Genomic DNA, 15,680 nt, shown 5'->3' with positions numbered 1-15,680 from the left:
GTGCTAATGTTTAATTATTTTTAAGACATTTTCATTTTTGCTTGACACTTAATCCAATTAATTAATGTACCATCTGAAGATAGCCCATACTCAATCGCAGTTGATTTAACAGAGTGATGTTGGAGTAAGACTCTGTTTATGATTTCTTCTTTAAGTGCTGGGGGATAATATTTGTTTTTGTCTTTTCTTAATATACTCTCCCCATGTTTATCAAGGAGTCTGATTAAATATTTTACATTTCCTATGAGAATTGCATATTCTTTGGATAATGAAGATATGCTCCTTCCTTGTTTTCTTTTCTCATAGATTTCTATTTTTTGTTCTCTCGTTAGTTTTGACATAATAAAATGCACCTCCATATTTGGTGTCCAAATTATGGGGTGCATTTCAAATGACAAGAGCTTTTGTGTTTTAAGCTTCTACTGTTTCGTATTTCTTTAACCATTTGCCTCTGCGATAATATATAAATAACCATAGTGAACTAATCACCCAGCTGACTGGCCATCCTGCGAAAACAAAGCCAATGTCATGGAATAGTGGAACGCTTGTTAGAATCCATGCCATACGAATACCACACCAGCAAGTAACCATGACAATCATAGGAATTGTAGTAATACCGGCACCACGAACAATTCCTGCAAATGCATGAGATAATGCTAAGAATACATATCCTGGCACAAGTACATGCATCATATATAAACCATAATCGATAACAACAGGGTCACTAGAGAAGATTTCAAGAACCTGTGGTCCAAAGATTAATAAGATTGCGCTAATGGAGATTGTGGTAATACAGCTCATAATACAGCCTGTTTTTCCACCTTTTTTAACACGATCATATTTTTGTGCACCCATATTTTGGCCTGTGAATGTTGTAAGTGCCATCGCAAAACTCATCGCAGGTAGAATGACGAATCCATCAATTTTAGTATAAGAACCACAACCTGCCATTGCCAAAGAACCAAAGGCATTGATATTTGTTTGTACAATGACATTTGAGAAAGATACGATTGCATTTTGAAGTCCACTAGGCAGACCTAAACGAATGATATCCATTAATGTCTGCTTGTGGATTTTTATTTTACGTATGGTGACTTTGTATTCCTGTTTTGTTTTCACAAGCAAAAGCATCGTTAGTAACATACTTGTTGTTTGAGCAATCAATGTCGCCCATGCCACACCGGCAATCCCCATTTTAAATACCACAACAAACAATAAATCCAGAATAATATTTAATACGGATGATACAATCAGGAAGTATAGGGGATTTTTACTATCTCCTACAGAACGTAAGATTCCACTTCCCATGTTATACATCATAACGGAAATTACACCTAAGAAATAAATACGCAAATACAATACAGAATTGACCATAACATCTTCTGGTGTTCCCATCAGTTCCAGAATTAATGGACTGGCGATGACACCAACAATCGTCATGACGATACCCGCTAATAGTGTAAATGCTAAAGATGTATGAATTGCATCCTGTAGAGAATCATGCATGCGTGCGCCAAAATAACGGGATATAATGACTCCAGCACCAACAGACAATCCCATAAAAAAACTTACCAGCAAGTTAATCAGAGGTGCACTGGAACCTACCGCCGCAAGTGCCTGTGGTCCTATATAATTTCCTACAACAATGGAATCCACTGCGTTGTATAACTGCTGAAACAGGTTTCCTAATAATAATGGAATGGAAAACAGCAGCAGTTCTTTCCAGATGACACCCTCGGTCATCAGACCTTTTGTTTTACCTTCATTTTTCATTTAAAACGCTCCCTTAATTACTGTATTATTATACGCCGATGTAAGGATAAAAGATAGAGAAAGAGGTTTAAAAAGTAAAGAATTCCATAGGAGGCTATATAGGTTTGTTAAGATTTATGAAAACTTTGAATTATTAATAAAGCGATATTTCTAAGAAGAATGAATTCATGTACAGGCAATATTGCTGGTTTATCCTTTATAAGATACAAACGTACACGTATTTTAAATGTATTAGCGAAAAGGCTTACATTAATGTATATAAATTCGTTTTGTTTAAAAGTCTAAAAAAGATTACAAAAGTAGAAAATTTTTCTTGATTATGGAATTTATATGTAGTAGAATGGTAAAGGTTACATGATTAGGGAGAGTCATAAATACATCTCGTTATCTTTACATAACGAGTTTGATTCTGTACCAGTTAAATCTATAAAACTTATATTTAAGGAACTTAAAATGTGTATAAAAACAGTTTATACTGGTTTTATCATATATATTAAATCTATAAATATGAACTTATATAGATTATCGTGCAGCTATGAAGAAGGAGGAGGGGAAAGAAAGTAGACCAGAAATGGTTCCTATGAATTTCGAAAACAATGAGGACAAAAACAAATATAGGAATTGTTAATTTCTTATCTGAGGTACTCTTTGTTCTGCTAATCATGCTGTTGGTTCGTAATTCAATGGATTATACGTTACGTTTTGTTATTCTTTATTTTATGATTCAAGCAATGTTTGGCCATTACCGGGTATCTACTTTACTTATCTGGGAAGAGGTTCAATTGCTGATCAAAAGCCATTTATGTTTCTATATGGCAAGTCTGCTATTGATCCCTATTGGTAAACGTGTTTTATATCTTTTGTTATTTAATTTATTGATAACATTTCTGATGTTTATATTTGATGTGTTTATCAGCCGTACCATTCGTATTCTTCTTCGCAATTATGCCAAGGAACGTGTATTAATCATCGGTACTGGAAAAGAAGCACAACAGCTTGGACATGTGGTAAAAACAAATCGATTTTCACTCATGGAAGTTGTTGGATATGTGGATGTAAATGATAAAGAATTATTTCCACGCATTCATCAATCGATTGAGGTAGAAGGAGATATTTATCCTGTTAAAAATTTAGTCAAGGTTATTGAACAACAGGATATTGATACAGCGATTATCGCCATTCCTAATGCTTCAAGAAAACAAATGGATCACTTTATGAGTATTCTTTACAATAAAGTAGAAAAAATCAAATATCTGCCAAGAACTTCTGGGATGGTAACATTTGATACCAAAGTACAGGATTTTGATGGAATGTTGGTTATTTCTACTGCGAAAGGAAAAACAACGAAAGGTGCCTTGATCATGAAGCGGTTGATTGATATTGCTGGGGGACTTGCAGGAATGATTATTTTATTGCCACTATATTTCTATGTTCGTAAAAAGAACCATGCAAATGGGGATTATGATCCCATCTTCTTTACACAGGAGCGTATTGGTAAAAATGGCAAACCGTTTAAAATTTATAAATTTAGAACGATGGTACCGAATGCTGAAACAGTGTTAGAAAAGCTGATGGAAGAAAATCCTGCTATCAGAGAAGAATATGAAACAAACAAAAAGCTACGTAATGACCCAAGAATCACCGCAGCAGGAAAAGTATTGAGAGAAAAGAGCTTAGATGAGTTTCCACAGTTCATTAATGTCATTAAAGGTGAAATGAGCATGGTGGGACCAAGACCATATCTGCCAAGAGAAATCAAAGATATGGGCATATATTATAACAGTGTAATTGGCTGTACACCTGGTGTTACCGGGATGTGGCAAAGCCATGGAAGAAGCGATGTCAGCTTCGATGATCGTCTGAAAATGGATGATTATTATTATAGGAATTGGACCATTTGGCTGGATTTAACGATATTAATTAAAACAGTCAAGATGGTATTCAAAGGCGAGGGTGCCCTTTGATGGAGAATAAAACAAACTGGTATGTGCTATTTGTCATGGGTGGCAAGGAACAGCAGATTTGTGATTTTATGAATCAGGAATATGATAACTGGAAAGTATTCATCCCTAAGATTGAAATCATTCATACCAAACAAGGCAAAGAATTTTTTGTGGAAAAAGTGATGTTTCCAAGCTATCTGTTTATTGAAAGTGATATCCCTTCAAAAGATTTTCAAGATTTGTTGAAAAATATCAGAATGAAGAAAACAGGTATCATCAAAGAATTAAAATTTGATGAGGAAACACCAGCACTGAGAGATTATGAAAGAAAGTATCTGGAAGGCTTATTGAATCATGATTATAAAGTCACAAAGTCTACAGGCTATATTGAAAATGATAAAGTTATGATTACAGAAGGGCCTTTAAAAGGTTATGAAAGTTATATCACCAGAATTGATCGTCATAAGAAAAAAGCAGTGCTTAGTCTTGACTTATTAAACAAGGAAGTCAATGTTACAGTCTCTTTAGAGATTATTAAAAAGATATGAATCAGCGTAGTAGTTGTCAAAGCGCACTATACAAACATTCAAGGACATACTTAACCGTTCAACACTGCATGTGGGGGAAGGGAGAAGTATGTCCTTTTTACTTGTTTGAAGCGGATAAATGAAGGAGTTAATTTTATGGATGAAATAAATAAAACAAATGATGAAATAGAAATTGATATCAGTGCTTTAATGAAGCTTTTAAAGAAGAATATCAAGATGATTGTAATCTGTACAGTATTAGGTGCAGTCATAGCATTTCTTGTGACCAATTTCTTTATGACGAAGAAGTATGCAAGTTCCGCAAGAATCTATCTGATACCAAAAGTAACCGAACAGGGGTATGCAGATTATAATGCGGTAAACTCAAATTCAAAGATGGTCAATAACTATGTTTCCTTGATGCAGGGGGAAACAATCTTATCTAAAGTTGCGGATGAATTGAATATTGAGAATGTAGAAGAAGTAAAAAATTCACTTTCTATTACGAATGTGAACGAAACAGAAATTATAGATGTAAAAGCAACAACCGATGATCCTAAGAAATCACAGGCAATCGTTAGTAAAACAGTAGATATCTTCTTTAAGGAAATGCAGGAAAAACTGGATATCAAAAATATGACGATATCTGATCAGCCAAAAGTAAACGATGTACCTGTATCACCAAGTAAAAAGATGAATACAGTAATTGGTGCTATGGCCGGTCTATTGCTTTCATGTGGATATGTATTCTTACAATATCTATTTGATAAACGTTTGAAAACGAAAGCGGAGGCAGAAAGCTTCTTAGGTGTACCAGTATTAGGAGAAATTCCTTGGTTTGAGGATTAAGGTATGGAGTTTATTGATATACACAATCATTTAGCTTGGGAAATCGATGATGGGATGCCATCTAAAGAAGATGCCATCATTGCATTACAACAAGCAAAAAAAGATGGTATTACAACGATCATATCTACACCTCATTTTGTGCCAGGGCTTCATGATGTATCAAATATTGATATCATCAATGATCGAATAGAGGAATTGAAGGAATTAGCAAAAACTTATGATATTGAAATATACAGCGGTTCAGAAGTTTTTCTGAACCATGAGTATTTAGATATGATTGATAGCAAAGCATTTAATACATTAGCAGATTCTAAATATTTATTAGTGGAATTTGATGTTAGACGAAATATGGATCATAACGATTATGCGGAAGATTATCTGTATGAATTAAAAGTCAGAGGATATCGACCTGTTATCGCACATGTAGAGCGTTATTTTCCAAAAGGTATTGATTTAGATAGAGTACAGTCATGGATAGAACTAGGTTGTTATATCCAAGTCAATCGAACAAGTCTTTTAGGAACACATGGGGATATTTGTAGGAAGAATGCAGAAAAGCTTTTAAGAGAAGGCATGGTACATGTGATAGCAAGTGATACACACAGAAGTGAAGGTCATCGTATCGCAAAGCTTTCTGATGTGTATTCACTAATTGAAAAAGAATATGGAAAAGAAAATGCAATCCTTTTATTACAAGTTAATCCCAAACATATTATTCAAAATGAAACTTTAGAAGGAATGGAAGTCATAAAGAAAAGATCTATCTTCGATAGATTAAGAAAGAAAGGAAGATAGGATGGAAAGAAAACTTGCGCCAAAGCGACATGATAAGAAAAAGAAAAAAACTATCAAACAATCGCAGTTTGATTTTTCAGAAGTATATCGACAGTTAAGAACGAATATTGAATATTCACAATTTGAAGGAGATATTCAAGTAGTCAATCTAACAAGTACAAATCCAGCTGAAGGAAAAAGTTCTGTGGCATCAAATTTAGCAACAGTGAGTATTGCGAAATATCACAATGTCTTATTGATGGATTGTGATTTAAGAAAACCAGTACAACATAAGATATTTAATGTTTCTAATAAAGTCGGATTAAGCAACTTAATGAAGAACTTTGATAGTTTTGATGTAAATGATGATACATATTTCCAGAAATTCAAGGATAACACAAGTGATGGAAAGCTTTATTTACTAACAAGTGGAATGAAGGTACCTAATCCATTGGAGCTTTTATCAAGTGAAAAGTTTAATCATTTAATAGAAAAACTAAGAACAAGATTTGATTTCATCGTGATTGATTGTCCACCAGTAGATGCGGTGGCAGATGCAATTCCAGTGAGTACAGTTACTGATGGAACAATCTATGTAGTATCAGCGAAAGAAACAAACAAAAATGATGCAAAAGCGGCAATCACACAGCTTCAAAGAAATGGTGCCAATATTCTTGGAACTGTACTTACAAAAGTAGAAGCAGAAGCGAAACATTATTATGGCTATTACTATAATAGTGAGTCATAAAGGAGGCATAAGGTGAATTATTTTTATGCGTATATTCCTGATCATAAGCAACAGGATGCGATTTTACAATCTGTGCATTTGTCAGAAAAACAAGTTTATATCGATGAAAACAGAGAAGACAAAAACTGGAAAGATTTATTATCAAAGATTAAAAAAGAAGATACAGTTTTTATTCCTTCTATAGAAATGTTATCTTTTGATGAAGAAGAATTAAAGAATAAATTAGAAACAGTTAAAAATAGGAAAATTCAGTTAACATGTTTAGATAAGAAAACGATTGATGCGACTTTGTTGTTGGAATTGATAGAGTTTTTAAATTTCAGCAGAAGAAATAAAGCAAGAGAGCTTCAAAGAGTAGGAATTGAGAAAGCTTTAGAGAAAAAATATAAAGGCGAAGGAAGATTTGGGCGTCCAAGAGTCGTAAGACCGGATGATTTTGAATATCAATTAGATAGAATTTTTAATAAAGAACTAACTCATGAATCTTATCGTGAAGAATTGGGTATGAAAAGATCAACTTATTACAAATTAGTACATGAATACAAGTTGAAATTAGAAAAGGAAGAAGGCAAATCGTAATGGAAAATATAAAAAAATTTGGTAAACATATTTTCTGGATTATACAATTAATTGCCAGCTTGATTTTATCTTATAGTGTTTATAAAATTCTTCCAATGAAGTATTTGATTTTAGTTATTCTAGTTTTAGCTATTTTATTAGGTTTAGTAATATTTATGCAAGTAGCAAGTAAAACGAATAAAGCAGTGAAAATAGGTAGTAAAGTATTAGCTATTGTTTTGAGTATTTTAATGATATTTGTGAATGTAAAAGTCATCAATAAAGTTCAACAAACCATCGATAAGATTTCAAATGGAAATATCCAAACAACAACAGTTTCAGTACTTGTGAAAAAAAATAGCGCTTTTCAAAAAATAGAAGATTTAGATGGAAAACAGTTCGGTATCATGAAAAATATTGATCGTGAGAATACTGATTTTATGTTAAATCGTTTAAACGAGCAATTTAGGAATCAAGTATCTAAAACAGAATACGCAAGTGGAGAAGAAATGCTTCAAGATCTGTTAGACGAAAAAACAGATGCAATCATCATGAATGAAGGATTTCGCGACAGCTTTAATCTGATTGATAAAAAATTTGAATCTGATACGAAGGTAATTTACACATTGGATAAACAAAAAACGATTGAAAATCTTAAATCAGCTTCAGTGACAAAAGAAAGTTTCATTGTTTATATTTCAGGCATTGATACAACAGGGCCTATCACAACAACAAGTCGTAGTGATGTGAATATGTTGATGGCAGTAAATCCAGTGAAGAAAAAGATTGGATTAATCTTTATTCCACGTGATTATTATGTTCCATTACAATGCCATGATGGTGTTTGTGAAACTGGAGCCATGGATAAACTGACACACGCTGGTTTGTATGGCGTGGAAGTAAGTCAGGCAACAATTGAAAACATCTTAGGAGTAGATATTAACTACAATGTCAGAATCAATTTTGATACCTTAACAACGATGGTAGATGCATTAGGTGGTATAGATATTAATTCAGATCAAGATGTGAATTTACTTCATGGTGCAGGATGTAATATCAAACAAGGCAAGAATCATGTAAATGGAGCTTGTGCGTTAGGCTTTGCAAGAGAACGCTATGCCTATAATGCAGGAGATCGTCATCGTGGTGAGAACCAACAAGAAGTGATTCGTGCAATGATTAATAAGATGACAACAACCAATATTATCAAGAATTATGAATCAATACTAAACGCAGTACAAGGTATGTTTCAAACAAATTTGAAAACAGATGAGATAACAGCACTAATTCAGATGCAAATCAATGATATGTCAAAATGGGATGTACAAAGCACTCTAGTAGATGGTACAGGCGATATGGTGCCTACGTATTCTTATGGAAGTACACCTTTGTATGTTATGCGACCAAATACTGATTCTATTAGTTCTGCGAAAACTTTTGTAAATGAAATTATTAAATAAAATGAGGTGAAGAAATGAAAGTATGTTTAGTAGGATCTAGTGGAGGACATTTAACTCATTTATATATGTTAAAACCATTTTGGGAAAATAAGGATAGATTTTGGGTTACATTTGATAAAAAAGATGCAAAAAGTCTACTAAAAGATGAAAAAATGTATCCATGTTATTATCCAACGAATAGAAATATAAAAAATTTGATACGAAATACAATTGTTGCGTGGAAAGTTCTTCATACTGAAAAACCAGATGTAATTATTTCTTCTGGTGCAGCAGTGTCTGTTCCTTTCTTTTATTTAGGTAAAATTTTTGGTGCTAAACTAATATATATAGAAGTTTTTGATCGTATTGATAAACCTACTTTATCTGGAAAATTAGTATATCCTATTACGGATAAATTCATTGTACAATGGGAAGAAATGAAAAGCGTTTATCCTAAAGCGATAAATTTAGGTAGTATATTTTAAGAGGGGGATTAATATGATATTTGTTACAGTTGGAACACATGAACAGCCTTTTAATAGGTTGATTGAGTATATAGATAACTTAAAACGAGATGGTTTTATAAGTGAGGAAGTAATAATGCAAACAGGTTATAGTACTTATGAACCCAAATATTGCAAATGGAGCAAACTACTTCCGTATAAAGAAATGGTGGAAAATGTTGCTGATGCTCGAATTGTTATTACTCATGGAGGACCAGCAAGTTTTATAATGCCTCTTCAAATTGGAAAGACACCGATTGTTGTACCTAGACAGAAGCAGTTCAATGAGCATGTTAATGATCATCAAGTGGAGTTTGCTAAAGCTGTTGCAGAGAGAATGGGAACAATTATACTAGTCAATGAGATAAATGAATTAAAGCAAATTATTGAAAATTATGATGAAGCTGTTGATGGTATGCCTTCTGGGATGAAAAATAATAATGAGGCTTTTAATCAAGGACTCGAGACAATAGTAAACGATTTTACTAAAAGGAGAAAACAAAATGACTAAAGTCGGTATTTTATCAATGCAAAGGATAATAAATTATGGGTCTTTTCTTCAAGCATACGCACTTAAAACACTTCTTGAAGAACAAGGACATGAAGTTCAATTTGTAGATTATCGAGTTGGAATGCCTTTAATCGAGTCAAATGATGCAAATAAAAAAAGTGCTTTAGGAAAAATATATAAAGTGTTTGAAGCGTTGGCATATGATGCACCGTTAAAGCAAAAATTGCAATTTATTTTATACAAGAAGCAATTTGCGAATAAATATCATAATTTACTTGGATTGACTGTTCAACCCAATTATACTCCTGAATTGGATGTTTTGGTTATTGGAAGTGATGAAGTATTTAATTGTGTGCAGAAGAATCCAAATGTTGGATATTCCCTTGAATTATTTGGTGCAAATAATAAAGCAAATAAATTAATTTCTTATGCTGCATCTTTTGGAAATACAACAGTAGAAAAACTTAAAGAATACAATAAAACTAGTGAAGTTGGTGAGTTATTAAAGAAGTTCAATTGTATATCTGTACGGGATGAAAATTCAAGACAGACGGTACATGTTTTGACAGGAAGAGAAGTACTAAATCATCTTGATCCAGTGTTAGCATATGACTATATCGGAAAATGCAATAGAATACCTACACTTCAAATCAAAGAAAAATACATGATTTTATACGCATATTCTGGACGTATTTCAAAAGAAGAATCAGATAAAATTGCAGCGTATGCAAAGAATAAAGGATTAAAAATTTATGCAATAGGAGGGGTACAACGATGCGCAGATCGTTTTGTAAATTGTTCTCCCTTTGAAGTTTTGGCTTATTTTGCAAATGCTGAAGAAATTATTACAGATACGTTTCATGGTACGATTTTTTCTATTATTACAAGACAAAAATTTACAACACTTGTACGTAAAAGTGTTGGTACATCATATGGAAATGAGGAGAAATTAACAGATTTATTAGTTAGATTGGGGTTACCAGAGAGAATTGCTTTTAATATTGATGAAGTCTTTGCACATCAGAGCGAGTCCATTGATTATGATACGGTGCATACATTTATTAATAAAGAACGAATGAGAACGTTTGAATATTTAAAACATGAAGTGAATTGAAGTCAGGAGGGCTTAGAATGGAAACAATAGCTAAAATTGGAATGGATTGCGTAGGTTGTAGAAGCTGTGAACAATCTTGCCCCCTAAAATGTATTACAATCAAAGAAAACTCTGAGGGTTTTCTATATCCTGTTATTGCAGAGGATGTTTGCGTGAAGTGTGGTCTATGTTTAAAGAAATGTCCGATAAATAAGACTGAAAAAGAAGAACATCATCCACTAGAGGCTTATGCATTAAAGGCAAAAGATAAAAGCTTCTTATTTAATTCTGCATCTGGAGGTGCATCGGATGTAGCGGTCAAAGCAGTGTTGGATCAAGGCGGTTATGCTTATGGTGCAGCCTATGACGAGAATTTTTCAGTAAGTCATATTGAAGTATCAGATGAGGAAGGTCGAAAGAGAATTCAATCATCTAAATATGTCCAATCTGATTTAAAAGATACATTTTCAAAGGCAAAAGCAAGATTGGAAAGTGGTAAAATGGTTCTGTTTACAGGATCACCATGCCAAATTGCAGGTTTGTATGCGTTCTTAGGAAGAAATTATGATAACCTATATACTATAGATTTGATTTGCCATGGTGTACCCTCTCCTAAATTTCTGCAAAAATATTTTGAATATCAAGAACGAAGAATGAAAGGTAGTATTATTTATTTTAATTTTCGTTCCAAAGATAAACGTGGTTGGGGCACACAGTATCTTTTAAAGACAAAGACAAAGACAAAGATAAAGACAAAGATATTAGCTCTTGATAAATATGGAAAACACTTCATGGATGGAGACTGTTATCGAGAAAGCTGCTATCAATGTAAATTTGCTAATCTAAATAGGCCAGCAGATTTAACGGTAGGAGATTTTTGGGGAATAAATAGATGTCATTCGGAATTTTCATCTGCATTAGGTGTTTCTTCAGTAGTTGTAAACACTGAAAATGGAAAAAAACTTTTAGATTTGATGCGAGTTGATTCAGAAATTATTCCTGTCACATTGGATGAAGTGCTAATTAAGCAGCATAATTTACAACAACCAACTTTAAGACCATTAACACGTGATAATTTTTATTTTGAAATTGATGATGAAAGATTTATTAAAAAAATAAAAGTGGGTTTGAGAATAAAAGAACGTGTAAAAAGTATTATTCCATCTAAAGTGGTAGAGAAGTTGAAGCAGTATATAGATTAGGAGAAAGAAAGATAATATGAATGAACCAATTCGAATTTTACATATATTACAACGGATGGAAGCAGGAGGAACCCAGGCACTTTTAATGAGTATTTACAGAAAAATTGATCGATCAAAAATACAATTTGATTTCATTGTAGAATATCCAGAAAAGCAATTTTATGATGATGAAATCATAGCATTAGGCGGAAAAATTTACTATACTTCTATCCGGAAAGATTTCAATTTGGCAAAATTTCAAAGAAAACTTTATCAAATTTTAAAAGATTATCCTGAATATAAAATTGTGCATGTACATGCATATACGATAGGATACTTTTGTCTTCGAACAGCAAAAAAAGCAGGTGTTCCTGTTCGAATTGCTCATTCTCATAGCAATGGGATTGTTCATGATAAAAAATATTTTATAAAATTATTAATGCAAAAACTATTTTTAAGACATGCTACTGATTTTATGGCTTGTTCAGAAGAAGCAGGAAAGTATCTATTTGAAGGAAAAGATTATGTGGTGTTAAATAATGCTATTGATTCTTCCCAATTTATTGCTCAAATAGATGTGCGAAATAATTTGCGAGAAGAATTTGGGTTAAACGAGAAATTTGTAGTAGGACACGTGGGAAGATTATGTCCAGAAAAAAATCACATGTTTTTAATAGATGTCTTTGCACAGATTAAAAAGATGAAAGAAAATGCGATGTTAGTTCTTGTAGGTACGGGACCTTTAGAACAAGAAATCAAGCAAAAAGTATCTGATATGGGGTTAACAGATAGTGTTGTTTTCTTAGGTAATAGAAAAGATATGAACCGAATTTATCAAACATTTGATATATTTATCTTCCCTTCGCTTTTTGAAGGCTTAGGGATTGTTGCAGTTGAGGCTCAGGCAGCTGGTATCCCAGTAATAGGTTCAGAAAGATTGCCACGGGAAATAGAAATTACGCCATTGTTTAATCGTATAAACATAAAAGAAGGAGCTAGAAAATGGGCAGAACTGGCACTTTATTCTGCTGAAAACTCTGTATGCCATACTAATATGCAAAAGTATGTGATAGATGCGGGATTTGATATGGATGCTACAGCAAATATGCTACAGCAATACTATATGAGAAAATGGAATTAATATACAATAGAGTTTATGAATAGAGGTAATCAAAAGGTGAGGAAGGATGAGCTGAGAATGTTGATATCTGTAATTGTACCAATATACAATGTAGAAAATTATTTGAAAAAGTGTATAGAAAGCGTATTGATTCAAGATAAATGTAACTTTGAATTGATATTGATTGATGATTGTTCATCGGATAATTCTTTGGATATTGCAAAGCGTTATGAAAATCGAAGTAATGTTAGGATTATAGGGAAGGAAAAGAATTCTGGATTATCTGATACTAGAAATATTGGTTTAAGGGAAGCAAGAGGTAACTATATTTTGTTTTTAGACTCAGATGATTATATCGAAGATGGTTCCCTAAATACAATTTGCAATATTATAAAAACTCAAAATGATCCAGATGTTATTTATTTTGGCTTTTATGAGGAAAATGAGAATACAATGCAGAAGAGATACGGTTACAAAAGTGATAAAAATAAGTTATACGTTGGTATTGATTTTGTGAAAAGTGAGTTGTCACAGAGATCCTTATATGCTGCCGCTTGTTTTGGGGTATATAAAAAGGAATTTTTGATTTCCAATAATATATATTTCAAAGTTGGCATATTTCATGAAGATGAACTATGGACTCCGCAAGTTGTTTGCAGTGCATATACAATTTTTACTTCTGATTATGCCTATTATCATTATGTAAGACGTTGTGATTCGATAACAAGAAAACAAGATAAGTCACAAAATGGAATTGACTTAATAAATAGTTGTAAAGAACTGGATTATTTATCTAGCCAGCTAACCGATTCAAGATTACGTAAACTGATGGATAATCATATAGCAATGCTGTATATGAAAGCAATGAGTGAGGGGAAACTCTTTCAAAGAGAAAAAAATAAATATGTGAATAGGTTTTATCCATTGAAAAAAACATGTTTTCCTAAGGATAAAGCTAAAGCTATGTTGTTTGCATTAAGTTTGAGGATGTATTATTTTGCAAATAATTTGAAATAAGGAATGAAAGATGAATAAATATAAAATTAGTGTATATAGTTTAATGTCATATGCTTTATTTTTTGCAGTATTTAAACCGAGTTTTTTGCCAGCAACGATAAGGCAGGCATTGAAAATTGCGATATTAGTAGGAACTTTTTTCTTTATAGTATGTAATAGCAAACGAAAGCAGTTATTTAATTGCTCGTTGATTTTTGTATCGTGTGTACTGTTATCTGCTATAGTGGTTGGTATTAGAGAAAATTACACATTTAGAGATATTTTAGATTCTGTGTTATATGCACTTACTTTTTATGATCTCTATACTTTTGCTGGATTATGTAAAAATAAAGGGTGTTCATATAAATTAGTTAATAGTATGTACAAAATTAATTTTGTTTACTGCATGTTAACTATAATCTCAGTTGCCATAGTTGGCGTACAAAACAATAGTAATACAGATGTTTATTTGTTTGGAAATAAATTTACATCAGCGTATCTGTTTATTCTTCTTGTAGCATTATATGGGGCTTCACACAAGATGAGTAAAAAACGAAATAAAGTGACTTTGTGTGCAATATTTGTATTTTCTATCGCATTTTCATTTTATATGGATTGCGGAACTGCAACAGTAACGTTGGTAGTTTTACTTATAATTTGCCTAATTTCTGATAGAATAAGACAGTTAATAGTTAATGAAAAATATGTGGTGCTTGCATTGATCATGTCTGCAGTTATTGTAATATGGATTGAAAGAATACTAAATGTTGATTTTATCAATCAACTAGTATTTCAATATTTTGAAAAAAGTTATACTGTTACAGGGCGTTTGGAAATTTACGGTAAATACTTGACGAATGTAATCTTAAGTAGTTTTTGGGTTGGTCATGGATATAGTAATTCAGTTATGAAGAATCTTACAGGTGTTTATGCGAATGCTCAGAATGGTTTGCTCGAAATGTTTGTTAGCTTCGGATTTTTGGGCGTTGTTGCTCTAATATATACTGTTTACTATTGTTATAAAAAAAGTGATAAAGGGATTCAAGTTTTCTATTTATCATTAATTGTGTATGGAATGATAATAGCTGCAGTGTTTGAGATTTCACTAAATTGGTTCTTTATGTTGGGAATATGCTTAATCAGATGGAATTGTAATTTAGATGAAAACGTGAGCCGAAAGAAAATTAGAAAAAAGTTTTAGATTTTTGGTTATATAGGAATGATCTCTTGAACCCCTGGTTAATCATGCTAGCTTTGCAGGAATCAGAACACTGAAAAGTGAATATTATCCAAAACAAAGAATGATTTGAAAAAGAGAGCATAAGTAATAAACATAACTGTCGTTATGCCTTGAGAAATTGGTTATAGTAGGTAATGATTATACCACTCGTAGAATCTATTTTCTCAGGGCAATTCAAAAGGTATATCCCATGTATCCAGATGCTGTAGCATCAAGATGTGATAGAGGTGACAGTACCATATCTTAGTTGAAATGTGTCGATGTTGCCTAATTTAAAGCCTACTTGCTTAATTTTCTTTAACTATCAAAGAGGCTTTTCACTTATTAGTTGCCTTTGGACAGAGTCACATGATGATACTAAACAGCCTTGGACTATCCTTCATTGAGACATGCATGGTTCTTCCAATTTTAGAATTCATCTGAAT

The 15,680-nt window shown here is 32.4% G+C and carries 16 protein-coding genes; 14 read left to right on the top strand and 2 right to left on the bottom strand.

Annotation, left to right across the window (positions count from 1 at the left end; genetic code table 11):
* Nucleotides 1-20: 20 nt before the first annotated feature.
* Nucleotides 21-341, bottom strand: a complete 321-nt coding sequence (locus DW114_RS13760; RefSeq protein WP_117454309.1) for a transposase — start codon at nucleotides 339-341, stop codon at nucleotides 21-23.
* A 70-nt stretch (nucleotides 342-411) separates the two neighbouring features.
* A complete protein-coding gene (locus tag DW114_RS13755) occupies nucleotides 412-1,773 on the bottom strand; it encodes an MATE family efflux transporter (RefSeq protein ID WP_117454308.1) in 1,362 nt (453 codons plus the stop codon).
* A gap of 596 nt (nucleotides 1,774-2,369) precedes the next feature.
* Between DW114_RS13755 and DW114_RS13750 the strand changes: the two genes are divergently transcribed.
* The 14 genes from DW114_RS13750 to DW114_RS13685 all read left to right on the top strand — a co-directional run bounded on the left by DW114_RS13750 (nucleotide 2,370) and on the right by DW114_RS13685 (nucleotide 15,216).
* Nucleotides 2,370-3,737, top strand: coding sequence for an exopolysaccharide biosynthesis polyprenyl glycosylphosphotransferase (locus DW114_RS13750; protein WP_117454307.1), 1,368 nt, complete (start codon nucleotides 2,370-2,372; stop codon nucleotides 3,735-3,737).
* Entirely contained in the window at nucleotides 3,737-4,264 is a 528-nt protein-coding gene (gene loaP / locus DW114_RS13745) for an antiterminator LoaP (protein ID WP_117454306.1), read from the top strand. The genes DW114_RS13750 and loaP overlap by 1 nt, the downstream gene beginning before the upstream one ends.
* Before the next feature lie 135 nt (nucleotides 4,265-4,399).
* Nucleotides 4,400-5,092: a YveK family protein gene (locus DW114_RS13740; protein ID WP_117454305.1), complete on the top strand. Its 693-nt coding sequence runs from the start codon at nucleotides 4,400-4,402 to the stop codon at nucleotides 5,090-5,092.
* A 3-nt stretch (nucleotides 5,093-5,095) separates the two neighbouring features.
* Nucleotides 5,096-5,887: a tyrosine-protein phosphatase gene (locus tag DW114_RS13735; RefSeq protein ID WP_117454304.1), complete on the top strand. Its 792-nt coding sequence runs from the start codon at nucleotides 5,096-5,098 to the stop codon at nucleotides 5,885-5,887.
* Nucleotide 5,888: 1 nt separating this feature from the next.
* Nucleotides 5,889-6,614 (top strand): CpsD/CapB family tyrosine-protein kinase, encoded by a 726-nt coding sequence (locus tag DW114_RS13730; RefSeq protein WP_117454303.1) that lies wholly within the window; start codon nucleotides 5,889-5,891, stop codon nucleotides 6,612-6,614.
* 12 nt (nucleotides 6,615-6,626) lie between these two features.
* Complete coding sequence (locus DW114_RS13725) at nucleotides 6,627-7,193, top strand: hypothetical protein (protein WP_117454302.1); 567 nt, start codon at nucleotides 6,627-6,629, stop codon at nucleotides 7,191-7,193.
* The gene (locus tag DW114_RS13720; RefSeq protein WP_117454301.1) at nucleotides 7,193-8,632 is read left to right on the top strand and encodes an LCP family protein; all 1,440 of its coding nucleotides are present in this window, start codon (nucleotides 7,193-7,195) and stop codon (nucleotides 8,630-8,632) included. The genes DW114_RS13725 and DW114_RS13720 overlap by 1 nt, the downstream gene beginning before the upstream one ends.
* A 14-nt stretch (nucleotides 8,633-8,646) precedes the next feature.
* Nucleotides 8,647-9,096, top strand: a complete 450-nt coding sequence (pssD, locus tag DW114_RS13715) for a PssD/Cps14F family polysaccharide biosynthesis glycosyltransferase (protein ID WP_117454300.1) — start codon at nucleotides 8,647-8,649, stop codon at nucleotides 9,094-9,096.
* Between the two features lie 13 nt (nucleotides 9,097-9,109).
* Nucleotides 9,110-9,625 (top strand): glycosyltransferase, encoded by a 516-nt coding sequence (locus DW114_RS13710; RefSeq protein WP_117454299.1) that lies wholly within the window; start codon nucleotides 9,110-9,112, stop codon nucleotides 9,623-9,625.
* On the top strand, nucleotides 9,618-10,739 hold the full coding sequence (locus tag DW114_RS13705; protein ID WP_117454298.1) for a polysaccharide pyruvyl transferase family protein: 1,122 nt from the start codon (nucleotides 9,618-9,620) through the stop codon (nucleotides 10,737-10,739). The genes DW114_RS13710 and DW114_RS13705 overlap by 8 nt, the downstream gene beginning before the upstream one ends.
* A gap of 17 nt (nucleotides 10,740-10,756) precedes the next feature.
* On the top strand, nucleotides 10,757-11,920 hold the full coding sequence (locus DW114_RS13700) for a Coenzyme F420 hydrogenase/dehydrogenase, beta subunit C-terminal domain (RefSeq protein ID WP_117454297.1): 1,164 nt from the start codon (nucleotides 10,757-10,759) through the stop codon (nucleotides 11,918-11,920).
* A gap of 16 nt (nucleotides 11,921-11,936) precedes the next feature.
* Nucleotides 11,937-13,040: a glycosyltransferase family 1 protein gene (locus tag DW114_RS13695; RefSeq protein ID WP_117454296.1), complete on the top strand. Its 1,104-nt coding sequence runs from the start codon at nucleotides 11,937-11,939 to the stop codon at nucleotides 13,038-13,040.
* 57 nt (nucleotides 13,041-13,097) lie between these two features.
* Entirely contained in the window at nucleotides 13,098-14,036 is a 939-nt protein-coding gene (locus tag DW114_RS13690) for a glycosyltransferase (protein WP_158552275.1), read from the top strand.
* A 10-nt stretch (nucleotides 14,037-14,046) separates the two neighbouring features.
* Entirely contained in the window at nucleotides 14,047-15,216 is a 1,170-nt protein-coding gene (locus DW114_RS13685) for an O-antigen ligase family protein (protein ID WP_117454294.1), read from the top strand.
* Nucleotides 15,217-15,680: the final 464 nt, after the last annotated feature.

The sequence above is a fragment of the Absiella sp. AM09-50 genome, from assembly GCF_003433845.1.
GTDB classification, from domain to species: Bacteria; Bacillota_I; Bacilli_A; order Erysipelotrichales; family Erysipelotrichaceae; genus Hoskinsella; species Hoskinsella hominis.
Note: the sequence above shows the minus strand (reverse complement) of the source record. Positions and strands in the feature narration are given on the sequence as shown.